Source organism: Dyella sp. PARNA 12/25 (assembly GCF_055702865.1).
In genome coordinates, this window is record NZ_JBVQCI010000003.1 from 538,575 (window position 1) to 553,041 (window position 14,467).

Sequence of the window (14,467 nt, forward strand, 5' to 3'; positions counted from 1 at the left end):
TTCAGGTGTGTCGACTGGTTTCAAACAGGAACCATACGCGGCGCTCGGCTTCATCGATCCAGTTCTCGAGCAGACTGGCGGTAGCCACGTCACGGTGTTCGTCGCACAGTGCGTGGGTTGCGCGCATGAAAGCGGCCAGGCGCTGATTGTCCTCACGCAGCTCGGCCAGCATGTCATCGGGCGTCACGAAATCCGCATCATTGTCGGAAAGGCGTGCCAGACGCTTGGCGTGCCCCAGTGAACGCAGGGTGGTTCCACCGACCTTGCGCACGCGCTCGGCGATCGGGTCAACCGTGGCGTAGATCTCGTCGGATTGCTCATCCAGCAGCAGGTGATAGTCACGAAAATAGGGGCCGGACATGTGCCAATGGAAGTTCTTGGTCTTCAGATACAGCGCAATGACATCGGCCAATAAGGCGTTGAGCTCGCCCGAGATATCCTGGGTGGCCTTCTCTCCCAATGCCGAGGGCGTGTTCAATGCCGCCTTCTGGCGGCTCTTCACCTTGCTGATGTCGCTCTTCGCCTTGCTCTTGTCATTCATGACGACTCTCCTGGGTTATTCGCTAAATCATGGAACGGGGAATGTCATGACGATGTGGTCACGGCTGAGCGTCTGCGTGGCGCCACAACGCCGCCGCAGCCAGCACCGGCGGCACCACGAAACACCACATGCTTCCAAAGGCGTAGCAAAGCGCGCCGCCGGCACACCCCACCGCAAAGGCCAGCACCGCCACCGCCATCCGCTTCAGACGGGCATCGAGCGCTGCTTTCTGGTCGTCCGGCACACCCTGCACGCGATCGGCAATGTCCAGCATCATTTGGGTGGTGGTGCCGGTCATCAGCGTGGACGGTGGCGCGCTCGGCAGATGGACGCGATGCACGGCGTTCTGGATGGCCATGGCGCCCACCAGGATCATGCCGGTTATCGTCGAGGACCAACTATCTACTTTCGGAAAAGGTCCATACCAGAGCGCCAGTATCATCGTCGCCACAAGCAGCACGAGCATGATCGACAACAGTGAGCGCACCACCGGAAGTCCCCGACTGATAAGCCGATAACGCATCAGGCGCGCACCGATCACGAACAGACAGAACACCGGCAAGGCAAGCAACTTCGCGATGACGCCGGAGGTGCCCGACACCAGCGCAGCGCCGATGGTGACAAAGTTGCCGGTGACATGCGCTGTAAAAAGCCCATGCAACGCAAGGAAACCTGCGGTATCGACGTAGCCGGCCATGACACTGAGAATGGTCGGCAGCAAGGGTTTCTCAGTCATACAATGACGACCTCCCCGAGCTTCGCCCGGTAGCTGGTGACTTCACCACATGAATTTCCCTTCCACGCCCACGTAATCACCGTTACGTCCGCCCGCCATGCGAATGGCCCCGCCTGCGTTGTAGTGCACAGCTTCCACTGCGCCGGTGAAGTTGGCGTTGAAGATGTAGTCGGCACGCACCTGGCCGTAAACGCCTGTCCAGCGTCCGCCATGACCTGCCGTCCCCGGTAGCGGGATATTCGGCTGCACATAAATGGCATCCGCCGTGGTCTGCCTCCACTGAAAACCCACCGCGCCCATCAGGGTGAGCTTCACCATCGGCTTCACTGTCAGGCTGGGCTTGATGTGCACCAGGTTCGTGTAGCCCGTAAAGCCGCCGAGCGTGAAGTAATAGCCGTTCGGAAACAGCGGATTGAAAGTGCCAAGTCTGTTGTCACCACGGCGGTCATCGCCGGATGCGGCATCCACCTGCAACCCTAGGCGCGGAAACCACCCTTTATCCCAGGTGTACCCAGCTCGTGCGCCTGTGCCCCAGGCATCGATATCCTTGGTGCCGACGTGCCCCCGCTGCAACATGCCTTCCAGATCCCAGTCCACTCCGTCGCGATTGCCCGCAAAGCGGACATCGTAGACATCCCGGTGCTCATTGCCCGTGGCGTCCAGATAATGCGCATTGTCGCGGGCGTAGAGCGAGTAATAGGCCGACAGCTCATTTTTGCCCCACACCAGCCGCTCGACACGCAGCGTGTCAAAACGGAAATGACTATTCGATGTGTCATCGAACGGATGGGCGCTGGAGTACTGCACGGGCTGGCTGACGAAGGCAATGAAGCGCCACTTCTCTATCTCCCAATCAACCCACGCGGCATCGAATGACTGACGCACATTTGGTCCGTCGCGCAGCGAAACAAAGCGCTGCAGATCGAATGCGAAATCCTGACGCCCCACGCGCGCCTTGAAAGTACCGGCGTCAAACTCCCGCACGTACGCAAGAAAAGCCAACCGAAGATCCCAGGGATTGCGATCGGCTCCGCCAATCACCTGCTTGCCGACCGTGCGGACATCCTCGATCTGCACGAAAGCCTGCCAGTACGTAGCGAAACGCAGGTCGCCGTGCAGTTGGAAGCGATCAAGCAGATAGGTGTCATTTGGATTGTGGCCAATGCCGAAGCTCGCCGCATCGGACATTTCCACGCGCTCACGCACATTCACACCCAGCGAGAGATAGGTGCCGGGATCGCTGGCACTCAGGGATATGTACTTGAGCGCATCACCCCACTGTGTGCGCAAAGCGGGATCCGCCAGTGGTGACCAGTCCTCCTGCCAGCGATTGCTGCGCAGCACGGGTCGCGTCGCGGCATCCTGCTTCGGCGTCGCCTGCGTGGAGTCGGTCGACAAGTCTTGTGCATGCACGAGTAGACCGCTCAACACGAGCGCCACACCGAGCGAGCCAGAAACCACCGCACGATGCATCACGACCCGCCCCTTGCGCCAAAGGAAGGGCCCCGGACCCTTCGCATCGGCATGACGATTCAATGGCCCGCGTTGGCGTGGATCTCAGCGACATAACCGCCAGGAAACTCCACCACCGCTGATTCGCGCCCTTCGCTGGTGAACGGTTCCACCAGCAGCTTGGCACCGTTGCTCTTCGCCTTGGTGATCGTGTCGGACAGGTTCTTCACTTCGTACCCCGTCATTTCATGCCCGTAGGGGTACGGCAGATGGCCGTCGGTAACAAAGACCGTCACCTTGCCAAAGGTGGAGTCGATACGGATGCGACGGTACTTGTCATTCGGGCGCCCGATCTCCACACCGGGTGCCGACGGCGTGTCGGAGGCCACCTTGCCGTGCGAGAACGCCGTGAAGCTCTTGACGAAGGCGTCAGCGCGGTCCGGCGATACATAAACCCGGTTCTCGGGAATCGTCTCGAACTGCGTGTAGCGCGGCGCCGTGGTGTGCCAATACAGCTGCATATTCACGCCACCTGGCCACTGGATCACGGCATCGCGACCGATAGGATCAGGGAACGGCTCCACGATGACATCCGCGCCCGAAGCGCGCGCCGCCTTGATCGCGGCTTCCATATCGGTCACCAGATACCCGGTTCGTTCGCTACCGAACGGATGCGGGATGGGCGTGCGAAAGCCGAACAGTGACACCGTGCCAACCGGCGTCTGCAACAACTGGCTGCTCGTGCTGCTGGGTGTCGGCGTGACTGTGGCTATCACCTGCTTGGTGCTCTGCCCGCCAAAGGTGCCAAGGAAACTGGCCACGAAGCGATCGACATCATCAGGAGCCACATAAACATGGGTGGTGTCGTACTGCGAGCCCACGGCCACCATCGGCGTGACCGGCTCTTTCGCCGCAACGGGCACTGAAGCTGCAGCAGCAAGAACGAACCCAAGGATCAGCACCTGGATTCCGGAATACGTACGCATGAGGATACTCCCCGTTGAATTCATGAATGAGCCGAAACGGCCTTGTCGACACTTTGCTTGCGCAGGTCATACCAGGCGACCAATAGAAAACCACCCACCAAGCCAAGGTGTTCGAAAAAGGCATTGGTGGCGGCAAAGCGCTCGGCCATGGGTGCCAACCAGAAGCGATTGGCAAGAAACGTGGCGGCCAGCGTGAAGGCCGCGAGCAACAACGCCCCCAGCCAGCGATAGCGACCCGTCAGGATCGCCAGTGACGCGCCAAGCTCCAGCGCAATTACCGCCACGGTGACGGGTACGGCGGGTTGAAGACCAAAATGCGCGGACTCCGCGACAGCGCCGCCAAAGTCCAAGGCCTTCTGAATGCCACCCTGCAGATACGCCGCACACAACCCCAGCAACGCGAGCCAATGCACGACCGGAGTGGCAAACGGCCATGCCCAGCGCGGTCGAATCACCACTGACGATTCTTGTGTTTGCGTCATGACGGCGACCTAGACCGCCCAACAAGCGCAACCAAGGGCACCCCAGAATGACTTGAGGTCGGAGACGGGCAAGCGGCTCGACCACGCCGTGGCGTGCTCATGACCGTGCACGCCGCATGCATGACCACAGCCACAGGCCGCGTGATTCACGACGGGCGTTGCATTGCGCTGCTGTGCCCACGCACCGTAGCCGCCGTAGGTGCGCACAGGTGACCACTCAGGCATCGCTGGCGGCACCGTCACGTCCTCGTGCTGGTTGAAGCCGCCACTGCCATACACCACACGACCACCCACGATAGTGAGCAATGACGTGGTATCCGCAATATCGCCTTCGGGGCAGGCGAAGTAATCGCGGTCAGGCACGATCAGGTCAGCCAGCTGCCCCACCTTGATCTGGCCTTTCTTGCCCTCCTCATTGGAGAACCAGGTAACGTGCTGCGTCCACATGCGCAAAGCCGTTTCGCGGTCCAGGCAATTGCTGCGGGGGTATAGCGCCAGGCCTCCTACGGTTCTGCCCGTGACCAGCCAGGACAGTGATACCCATGGGTTATAGGAGGCCACGCGCGTCGCATCCGTTCCGGCCGATGTGCGCAAACCTCTTTCTAGCATGCGCTTCACCGGTGGTGTCGCCTGCGCGGCAGCGGGGCCGTAGCGCTCGACGAAGTACTCGCCCTGATAGGCCATGCGATGTTGCACCGCCACGCCACCACCCAGAGCAGCAATGCGGTCAATCGAACGTTCCGAAATGGTTTCGGCGTGATCGAAGAACCAGTTCAAACCCTGCAAAGGTATGTCGCGATTCACCTTCTCGAACACATCCAGCGCACGGCTGATGGTTTCGTCATAGGTTGCATGCATTCGCCATGGCCAGCGGTTTTCTGCAAGTACGCGAACGACTTCTTCCAGGTCGCCTTCCATCTGCGGCGGCATATCCGGCCGTGGCTGTCGGAAGTCCTCAAAGTCTGCCGCCGAGAACACCAGCATCTCGCCGGCGCCGTTGTGACGGAAATAATCGTCACCCTGCTTGTACTTGGAAGTGCGCGTCCAGTTGAGAAAGTCGTCCTTCTCCTGCTTCGGCTTCTGCGTGAACAGGTTGTACGCAAGGCGAATGGTCAGCTGGTTGTCGGCTGACAGCTTCTCGATGACGGCGTAATCCTCGGGGTAGTTCTGGAACCCGCCGCCGGCATCGATGGCACCAGTAACACCCAGCCGGTTCAACTCCCGCATGAAGTGACGCGTGGAATTGACCTGATAGTCAAACGGCAGCTTCGGCCCCTTGGCCAGCGTGGCGTAGAGAATCGCGGCATTCGGTTTGGCCAGCAGCAAACCAGTGGGGTTCCCTGCCCCATCGCGCACAATCTCTCCCCCGGGCGGCTCGGGTGTGTCCCTGCCGTAGCCCACGGCACGTAGCGCTGCGCCATTGAGTATCGCGCGGTCATACAGGTGCAGCAGGAACACCGGCGTGTCCGGCGCGACCGCATTCAACTCGTCAATGGTCGGCAACCGCTTCTCGGCAAACTGATGCTCGGTAAAGCCGCCGACCACGCGCACCCACTGAGGGGCCGGTGTCACGGCCACCTGTTGCTTCAGCATGGCCATGGCATCGGCCAGCGAGCGCACACCATCCCAGCGCAACTCAAGGTTGTAGTTGAGGCCGCCGCGAATGATATGCAGATGGTTGTCGATCAGGCCCGGCAGGACACGTTGCCCCTTGAGGTCGATGACGCGTGTATGCGGCCCAGCCAACGACATGACATCGCCATTGCTACCAACGGCGGCGAAACGTCCATCGACGATCGCCACCGCCTCGGCTTCAGGCTGCGAATGGTCAAGAGTGGTGATGCGCCCGCCATGCAGAATGAGGTCCGGAGTCACTTTGAGCGCGGTCACGGCTGCGTCTCCTCTGCGCGATCACCGCGCTTCGTACCATCAGCCTTGGGCAGCTCGCCGCACATATGGGGCTTCACCTGATGCGTCCACATCGCAGCAACGGTTTGCCGCTGCCACAGATCTTTCACCAGTGGTGGCAATTGTTCACCCACAAGAATGCCCAACAGCCCGACCAGCGCCACAATGGGTGGAGCCGGCGAGCGAACATTCAGCAGACTATAGATGACACCGACCAGCACGCCGGTGGCGAGCGAAATGATGTAGATCTTCATGTCCGTGCTCCTGGCGCAGGCGGTCAGCCTTCGTGCGCCCCGAACATGCTCTTGGCATAGATGATGCCCAGACCATACGAACCGCCGAAACGACTGGCGATACCCGTGGTGCTTGCGTAGCTTTCGGTGCGGGCCCAGTCGCGCTGGAGTTCCAGCAGGTACTGCAACGAGGTCATCGGGCGAGCACCGGCCTGAATCATACGCTGCATGGCACAGTCATGCGCCTCGGTGGAAACGTCACCGCAGGCATCTGCGATCACATAAACCTCGAAACCCTGATCCAGTGCCGACAACGTCGGGCCAACAATGCAAACGGAAGTCCACAGGCCTGCGAGCACCAGGCGCGTCTTGCCGAGCTCATTGACGCGCTTGATCACCGCGGCGTCTTCCCAGGTGTTCATCGAGGTGCGATCCAGCAACGGCTGCCCCGGGAACGCATCGGTGATCTCGCTGAACATCGGGCCGGAGAAACTCTTCTCGGCCACCGTGGTGAGAATGGCCGGTACCTTGAAGCTCGCCGCCGCATGCGAGATCAGTGCCGCGTTGTTACGCAAGGTGATGGCATCGATGGAATGGGTGGCAAACGACATCTGCGACTGGAAGTCGATCATGATCAGCGCATGATCTTTCGGGGTCAGCAACAGCTTGCCTGGTGTCGGGGTCGCGGTGATGGACATGGGGGAATCTCCGGGAACGGGCGAAGTGCGCGCTGGCGAAGCAGGCAGCCAGCGCGCCGGTTGAAATCAGGAGCGGATGAAGTCGAGCAGATCCTTGTTGACCTGCTCCGCGTGCGTTGCCGTCAGGCCATGAGGTGCGCCCGGGTAAACCTTGAGCGTGGCGTGCTTGATGATCTTGGCACTGAGGCGCCCCGCGTCGTCGATGGGCACGATCTGATCGTCGTCGCCATGAATGACCAAGGCAGGCACGTCGATCTTCTTGAGATCGTCGGTGTAGTCGACCTCGGAGAACTGCTTGATGCAGTCGTACTGCCCCTTGAGGCCGCCCAGCATGCCCTGCAGCCAGAACGAGTCGCGCATGCCTTGCGTCGCCTTGGAGTTGGGATGGTTGGCGCCGAAGAACGGGCCCGACAGGTCCCTGAAGAACTGCGAACGATCCGCCAGGGTCTTCGCGCGGATGTCGTCGAACACCTCGATCGGCAAGCCACCGGGATTGTTCGCGGTCTTCAGCATGATCGGCGGCACCGCACCAATCAGCACGGCCTTGGCAACGCGCGACGTGCCGTGGCGGCCGATGTAGTGCGCCACTTCACCGCCGCCCGTGGAGTGACCCACCAGCACGATGTTCTTCAAGTCCAGCTTTTCGATCAGGGTGGCCAGATCGTCGGCATACGTGTCCATGTCGTTGCCGTTCCACGGCTGGCCCGAACGACCATGGCCGCGGCGGTCGTGGGCAACGGTGCGATAACCGTGCGAGCTGAGAAAAAACATCTGCACATCCCACGCATCGGCGCTCAGCGGCCAACCGTGCGAGAACACAACAGGCTGACCTTGCCCCCAATCCTTGTAGAAGATGCTGGTGCCGTCTTTGGTGGTGATCGTGCTCATGAAGTTTTTCCCAGGTGAAGAGTGCGTGGGCGCCGTCGCTGCGACGGCCATGGAAGGCATCGAAAACCCTGCGATGGGCAGGGCGAGTGCCGCTGATGCGGCAGCCATGCCACCGAGAAATGCTCGCCTGACGGGGTCGATATCCGCTTCAGGCTCTTTGCTCAACATATGGACTCTCCTTGTGCATCGCCTGAAGACGCCGCGCGTCATGCACTGTGGCGCCATAACCGCTTCGCGACGCAACGTGTTGATGACGTGATAGCGAAGTGAGCTGGGCCAGCGATGCCGCCACTGGCTCGTCACCCATTGTCTTCAGCCCCGCCAAGGAGACGTACCCCAATCGCGGCAAATCTTGCCTACCCGATCAGGTAGATCACGTGAAGCTCGCGTCTGACGTGCGTGTGCCACCACCCGCGCCGGCACCGATGTGACGCGAGGGTTACACCTGAGCGGGGACGGGCTCAGCCTTCGAAGAAGCCGCGGTTGCGCGCGAGCGTGACGGCATGCGTGCGATCGAGCGCGCCGAGCTTGGTCATGATGTTCTTCAGCCGCGCCTTCACGGTGTCTTCGGACACGCACAGGATGTCGGCAATGCGCTTGTTGGTGTGCCCGGTAGCCACCAGGCGCAGCACGCTCAGCTCCCGGTCACTCAGCATTTCTGACCAGGCATGTTGAGCGATATCCCCGGCTACCTCGGTAGCGACCACGCGACGCCCGATCATCACGGACCGTATGGCCGCAAGGATCTCGTCACGGGTCGCGGTCTTGAGCAGATACGCACACGCACCGAAAGAGAGCGCGCGTTTGACGCGGGCATCACCTGGATATGACGTGAGCACAATGATGTGCGCATCGGAAAATTCAGCGCCCAGGGTCGAAATAGCCTGCAAGCCATCAACCCCGGGCATCTGCAGGTCGATCAGGGCCACATCCGGGCGCAGCTCGCGGTAACGCACGATGGCTTCCGCGCCGTCCGCCGCCTGGCCAACCACCGCCATGTCCTGAGCGCTCTCGATCGCCGCGACGATACCGTCGCGCATGATCGGGTGGTCGTCCGCAATGAGGACCCGAATGAGTGCCGCATCGACTGTCACGGTTTGAACCTTGGGTACATGTTGGCTTTCTCTGCGCGGACCGAGGCGGGGTAGTCCGGCATCCGGCCGCACTATCCTGCCCCATCAAATGGGGATCAATGCCCATTCGGGTGATTCTGTGTTCACGCGGCGGCACCTATGGCGGCCGGTCAATGAGACCTATGCTGCCGCCTACCGCCATGTGCCATGGCGTACGCGCACTTCCACGGGAGCCTTATGTCGAAACCTGGATGGCTCGCCCTCCTCGGTCGTCGCGCCCTGCCTTTCGCGGCTGCACTGGTGCTCGTGTGCGTTTCGCTCGCAAGTCATGCCAGCGAGTCACCAGGCTTTCGCCGTCGGCTGTGGGCCACCGAAACGGGCACGCCCGCCGACATCTGGGCCATGACGCAGGGCAAGGACGGCTACCTGTGGCTGGGAACGGGTAGCGGACTCTACCGCTTCGACGGCTCCAGCTTCGAACGCTTTCAACCCACCAACGGCGAGCACCTCCTGTCCAACGACATCACCGCATTGACCATGCTGGATGATGGCTCCTTGTGGATGGGCTTCTACTACGGCGGAGCCAGTGTGCTGCGCAGTGGCCACCTGCAGCCCTATGCGGCGGGACAAGGTTTTCCGGGCGGCATGGTGCTCGCCTTCGCGCGCACCGGCGATGGCACTGTGTGGGCCGCGACCGAGGGTGGCCTCGCCCGGTTTGACGGCACTCGCTGGCAAACCGTCGGCGCCGAGTGGCATTACCCCACGGAACGCGCGGACTGGCTGATGGTGGCGCGTGACGGCACGCTCTGGGTCACCACTGGCGACTCGCTGGTCTTTCTGCGCCCTGGCGCACGCCGTTTTCAGCGCACCGACCTGGTCGTTGCCAAGTACGCCATCGTCGCGCAGGCCCCTGACGGCACGCTGTGGCTATCGGATCACCTGCATGGCACACGCGCCTTGCCCGGCCTTACTTCCGAACACCCCAGCAGCTCGCCCGACGCGCCGCTGGACGACACGGATTTCGCGTGGGCCAACCGCCTGCTATTCGATCGTTACGGCAACCTGTGGGGCACCTGCGTCGACAAAGGCGGAATCTATCGCGTCGCCCTGACTGATCAGTTAGCCCATGGACGATCACTACGCGCCACGGATCTGGCGGAAACCATCAACCGCACCAACGGATTGGTTTCCGAACGGGCCGTTCCCTTGCTCGAAGATGCAGAAGGCACGGTCTGGGCGGGCACCAACATGGGCCTGGCCAGCTTTCACCGCAACAGCTTTCAGGTGCCCGCACAGGTATCGCTTGGCACTGCGGCGAACTACGCCATGGCAAGGGATGCAACGGGCGCCGTGTGGATTGCCAATGGCGGCACGCTGTACCGCTTCGACGGTGACGCCGGCGGGGTCGAACGCAGTGACCTACATGACGTGAATGGCATGCTGTTCAACCGCACCAGCGATCTCTGGATGGTGGGTCGAAACCATCTTTACTGGCTGCATGGCCAAACACTCAGCTCCGTCGACTGGCCCGTCTCGCCCGACCTCACCCACGTTAATGCTCTGGCCTTAGACGGCACGGATCAACCTTGGCTTGCCTTGGCCGAACACGGCCTCTACCACCTGAGGGAAGGCCAATGGCAAAGGATCGTACCGACGCCTTCCCTTGCACGCGAAACACCGACGGCCCTGGCCAGCGACACGCACGGCGTAATGTGGATCGGCTACGCCGGCAATCGCCTTGTGCGACTCGACGCTGATCATGCGCAACTGTTCACCGAAGCCGATGGTTTGCACGTGGGCACCATCACCACCATCGATGCCAGCGACAGCGATGCACTGATCGGCGGCGAACAAGGGCTCGCCCGCTGGCACGACCGTCGCATAGCGCCCATGAATGTGGCAAACGATGACGCCTTCACCGGCATCACCGGCATCTCGCGCACCCCGCGCGGCGACCTTTGGCTCAATACCGATAAAGGCGTGGTGCGCATCGATGCCAGCGAGGCATGGCAGAGTTTCGACCCGACAGGTCATCAGCCCGCGTATCGGTTGTTCGATTATCGCGATGGCCTGCCCGGCATCGCCAAGCAGGCAGCCATGCTCCCGACCACGTTGATGGATGGGCATCAGCACCTGTGGGTGCTCACCAATCAAGGGCCCGCCTGGATCGATCCCGACCAAGTGAGCAGCAACCCATTGCCGCCGCCGGTATCGATCGCCGACATCGTCGCCAATGGCAAACATTACGCCACCGACCATGCGGTGCAGCTGCCCAAGGGCACCACGAACCTGCAGGTGCGCTATAGCGCGGCGAGCCTCGCCATTCCCGACCGCGTGCGCTTCCGCTACCGACTGGACGGCGTCGATGCTGCCTGGCAGGACGCAGCGAATCGGCGCGAGGCGTTCTACGCCAACCTGAGCCCCGGCACTTACCGCTTTCATGTGGTCGCCGCCAACGACGATGGCGTCTGGAATATGCAGGGCGCAGCGAGTGACCTCATCATCGCGCCCTGGTTCTACCAGACACTCTGGTTCTACGCGCTTTGCCTGCTGGGCGTCGTGGCGATGATCATCGTGTTCTATCTCTGGCGCTTACGGCTGACCGCGGACCGTGTGCACCTGCAATTGATGGAACGCATGAACGAGCGCGAACGGATCGCCCGGGAGATCCACGACACCCTACTTCAAGGCGTACAAGGCCTGCTGCTTCGCCTGCAGTCACTCATGGCCAGCCCCGCGAGAAACGAAGCGCATGACGGCGCCCTCGACACGGCGATCAGCCAGGCCCGGCAAATGGTGATCGAGGGACGCGACAAGATCATCGCGCTACGCGGCGACACGCCTCGCCCCAACGAACTGGTGCAGTCGATTCTGGCCGTGGGCGAGGATCTGGCCTCGATTCATCCACAGGTGACGTTCCGCATGAGCACCTCTGGCAAACCACGACAAATGCTGCCCAGTGCCCGCGACGAAGTCGTGGACATCGTCCGCGAAGCGATACGCAACGCATTTCTGCATGCACTGGCTAGCCATGTCGACGTACACGTGGACTACGGCAAACACACCTTGCGTATCAACGTCATCGACGATGGCCGGGGCATTCCACAGCAGGCACTCGAATCCGCCGCCGAAGCAGGCCATTGGGGCATCGTCGGCATGCGCGAACGCGCGGCGCGGCTCGGCGCGAAGCTGTCGTTGCAACAGATGCAGCCAGGTGGCACCGAATGGCGGCTCAGTGTGCCCTGTCGCGCGGCCTACCAATCACCCAAGCGGCGCGTACATGGCGGCTCCTGACAGGAGTTCCTCTGCCACCGCAGGAGCGCCTATGGCTGCAACTCCAAGTACTTGGATCGCGCGAGCGAGAATCACTGCCCTGTCCCTACAATCACTGATTGCTACGTATCCAACGGCCAAAGAATTCAAGCACTCGCAATTCGTAATCTGTTCCAGCATACCCGTGCAAATCGACATGCCTCGCACCATGCACGACCCACAACTCTTTAGGTCCTTTCGCTGCTTCGAACATCGCGTAGGACTCGACAATCGTCGTATCCATGTCGCGATCACCCACGATCAGCAGCTTGGGCATCCCCAAACTGCCGATACGATCAATCGGACGCAACTGATCCGGATAAATACCCAGGTGAGGATGCAGGGTTGCCAGCAGCAAGGGTGCAACCCACGGGCCTACAGAGCCGAGGTGGATGACGAGCCGATCTTCTGCTGCCTGTTGAATCGTTGGATAAACCTGCTCCAGTACAACAGCATCAGCGTCCACGCGAGGACGGGCAAAAATCGTGGCTGCCCCGCCCATCGATGTACCAATGATGCCTACGCGTTCGCCGGGCAAGCGCTCATGAAGATATCGCAGTGACGCCGTTACGTCCTCAGCTTCGCGGTATCCGAAGGTAATGGCCCTGCCGGGGCTCTCGCCGGACGCCTGGAAGTCAATCAACAGCACCGAATAGCCCGACGCGTGCAGGAACCTGGCGCGACCAACCATGGCACGCCGATCTGACCGAACGCCATGCAAAAGAAGTATGACGCCTTGCCCTTTAGTGCCAGCGACAAACCAACCGGAAACCGGGTTGCCTGAAACATCATGAAATGTGACTGTTTGGGCCCGCAGGTCGGCGGGTGGAGCCCCGATAGAGACCTGTCGCGAGCTAACAAGCGTAGTGCCTGCCATCCACAGACCAACAAGCCCCAGGACTGCAATCAGCTCTAGCAGGAGCAGCCACTTCAAGTGTCGAGCGTAGTGGGCCATGAGATCGACGAGCTGAGGATTGTGGAATGTGCGCCAATGACTGGCACTGAGCATGCCATTCGTCCAGGGCCTATGGCTGCCAGATTCATGGCCTCATCGAGTCAGGATGCGATCATGAAGACGCTAGCTAAAGCCAACCCTTTCCCCGATGTACCGCAACAGCGGAGCGGCATGTATCAGCATCTGATATGGCCCATCCCCTTTGATATCGCCGTCGCGCATATTGAGCAGGAACTCCCAGCTGTCGCCAAGGCTGCCAACGAGATGAACCCCTGGCACCGGCTTCGAGAGGTCGTAAATCACCTCTCCATCGAGGTCCCAATAGTAGTCTTCATCAAGTCGGATCTCCGGGCCTTGAATGGACTCGGCGTGCTCAAGAAGATCGTTGATGATGCGGCGGAGTTCGCTGATGCTCACCACAGGATGCTTGACCATTGATCACCTGAGACCGTGCCGGATGGAGCCTGATCTTACCGTGGCAAAGAGTGTCCGGCCGAGTGTGCCCTCGCTAGCACGCGAGCAAGGTCACCATGTCGGCAGTAGGTCGCCTCGACCCTTCAGTCTCGGTATACGAGAAGGCATCAGAGCAACAGTTACGTTCCCAACACCATCTGTGTGCCATGGCTTCCCGCAAGCCAAGCTGAAAACCAGCAATGCCCGCGCCCCAGGCATTCGTTTATGCCGCCAACGAGGACACCCCCATGAAAGCACATCTATTCGGAACCGCGACCCTGCTCTGCATTGCAAGCACCATGGCACCTCAGGCCGTGCGGGCACAGGACCAAGCCGGAACCCACCGCACACCACTCTCGCACCACGACCTCAGCATGCCAGGCTGGGAGGAGTACCAGACGCGCGTCGATATTGATCCGGGCAAGATCGCACCGAACCACCGGCATCCCGGTGAGGAAATCATCTATGTGATCGAAGGTTCGCTGGAGTATCGACTCGAAGGTCAGCCACCGGTGACCCTCAAGGCTGGCGACGTGCTATTTGTACCCGCAGGCGTCGTGCACAGCGCGAGGAATGTCGGCCAGACCAATGCGGCCGAACTTGGTACCTATGTGGTGCCGAAGGGCAGGCCGCTGACTGAATGGGTCAAGTGAGGGTGGGGGAAATCCGCGACTACTCAACTACGAGGGCATGCATACGATCTTTCGCCGCGCCCTCGCGGCCAACGTCTCCGTACCTTGCAGATGCCAT

At 61.1% G+C, this 14,467-nt stretch carries 14 protein-coding genes; 3 read left to right on the forward strand and 11 right to left on the reverse strand.

The genetic code is table 11. The features are described 5' to 3' along the window. Position 1 precedes the first annotated feature (1 nt). From AC0GUR_RS10120 to AC0GUR_RS10165, 10 genes are all read right to left on the reverse strand, one after another. Positions 2–541, reverse strand: a complete 540-nt coding sequence (locus AC0GUR_RS10120) for a Dps family protein (RefSeq protein ID WP_472877331.1) — start codon at positions 539–541, stop codon at positions 2–4. 58 nt (positions 542–599) lie between these two features. Further along, positions 600–1,277, reverse strand: coding sequence for a YoaK family protein (locus tag AC0GUR_RS10125; RefSeq protein ID WP_472877332.1), 678 nt, complete (start codon positions 1,275–1,277; stop codon positions 600–602). A 42-nt stretch (positions 1,278–1,319) separates the two neighbouring features. Next, complete coding sequence (locus AC0GUR_RS10130; RefSeq protein ID WP_472877380.1) at positions 1,320–2,750, reverse strand: alginate export family protein; 1,431 nt, start codon at positions 2,748–2,750, stop codon at positions 1,320–1,322. 59 nt (positions 2,751–2,809) lie between these two features. Next, a complete protein-coding gene (locus AC0GUR_RS10135; protein ID WP_472877333.1) occupies positions 2,810–3,715 on the reverse strand; it encodes a glyoxalase in 906 nt (301 codons plus the stop codon). Between the two features lie 20 nt (positions 3,716–3,735). Next, positions 3,736–4,197, reverse strand: a complete 462-nt coding sequence (locus AC0GUR_RS10140; RefSeq protein WP_472877334.1) for a DoxX family protein — start codon at positions 4,195–4,197, stop codon at positions 3,736–3,738. A gap of 9 nt (positions 4,198–4,206) precedes the next feature. Next, positions 4,207–6,087 (reverse strand): amidohydrolase, encoded by a 1,881-nt coding sequence (locus tag AC0GUR_RS10145; RefSeq protein WP_472877335.1) that lies wholly within the window; start codon positions 6,085–6,087, stop codon positions 4,207–4,209. After that, positions 6,084–6,359 carry a XapX domain-containing protein gene (locus tag AC0GUR_RS10150; protein WP_472877336.1) on the reverse strand — a complete coding sequence of 92 codons (276 nt, stop codon included), beginning with the start codon at positions 6,357–6,359 and terminating at the stop codon, positions 6,084–6,086. The genes AC0GUR_RS10145 and AC0GUR_RS10150 overlap by 4 nt, the downstream gene beginning before the upstream one ends. 23 nt (positions 6,360–6,382) lie before the next feature. Further along, positions 6,383–7,036 carry a hydrolase gene (locus tag AC0GUR_RS10155; protein WP_472877337.1) on the reverse strand — a complete coding sequence of 218 codons (654 nt, stop codon included), beginning with the start codon at positions 7,034–7,036 and terminating at the stop codon, positions 6,383–6,385. A 66-nt stretch (positions 7,037–7,102) separates the two neighbouring features. Next, positions 7,103–7,924: an alpha/beta fold hydrolase gene (locus AC0GUR_RS10160; RefSeq protein ID WP_472877338.1), complete on the reverse strand. Its 822-nt coding sequence runs from the start codon at positions 7,922–7,924 to the stop codon at positions 7,103–7,105. A gap of 461 nt (positions 7,925–8,385) precedes the next feature. Continuing rightward, positions 8,386–9,018, reverse strand: a complete 633-nt coding sequence (locus AC0GUR_RS10165) for a response regulator transcription factor (protein ID WP_472877339.1) — start codon at positions 9,016–9,018, stop codon at positions 8,386–8,388. Positions 9,019–9,234: 216 nt separating this feature from the next. On the opposite strand from AC0GUR_RS10165, the gene AC0GUR_RS10170 reads away from it, so the two are divergent. Next, a complete protein-coding gene (locus AC0GUR_RS10170; protein WP_472877340.1) occupies positions 9,235–12,291 on the forward strand; it encodes a sensor histidine kinase in 3,057 nt (1,018 codons plus the stop codon). A gap of 91 nt (positions 12,292–12,382) precedes the next feature. On the opposite strand, the gene AC0GUR_RS10175 is transcribed toward AC0GUR_RS10170, so the two are convergent. After that, entirely contained in the window at positions 12,383–13,318 is a 936-nt protein-coding gene (locus AC0GUR_RS10175; RefSeq protein WP_472877341.1) for an alpha/beta hydrolase, read from the reverse strand. 60 nt (positions 13,319–13,378) lie between these two features. Between AC0GUR_RS10175 and AC0GUR_RS10180 the strand changes: the two genes are divergently transcribed. Next, positions 13,379–13,702 carry a hypothetical protein gene (locus tag AC0GUR_RS10180; RefSeq protein WP_472877342.1) on the forward strand — a complete coding sequence of 108 codons (324 nt, stop codon included), beginning with the start codon at positions 13,379–13,381 and terminating at the stop codon, positions 13,700–13,702. Between the two features lie 263 nt (positions 13,703–13,965). Continuing rightward, positions 13,966–14,370, forward strand: a complete 405-nt coding sequence (locus AC0GUR_RS10185; protein WP_472877343.1) for a cupin domain-containing protein — start codon at positions 13,966–13,968, stop codon at positions 14,368–14,370. The last annotated feature ends 97 nt before the right edge of the window (positions 14,371–14,467 follow it).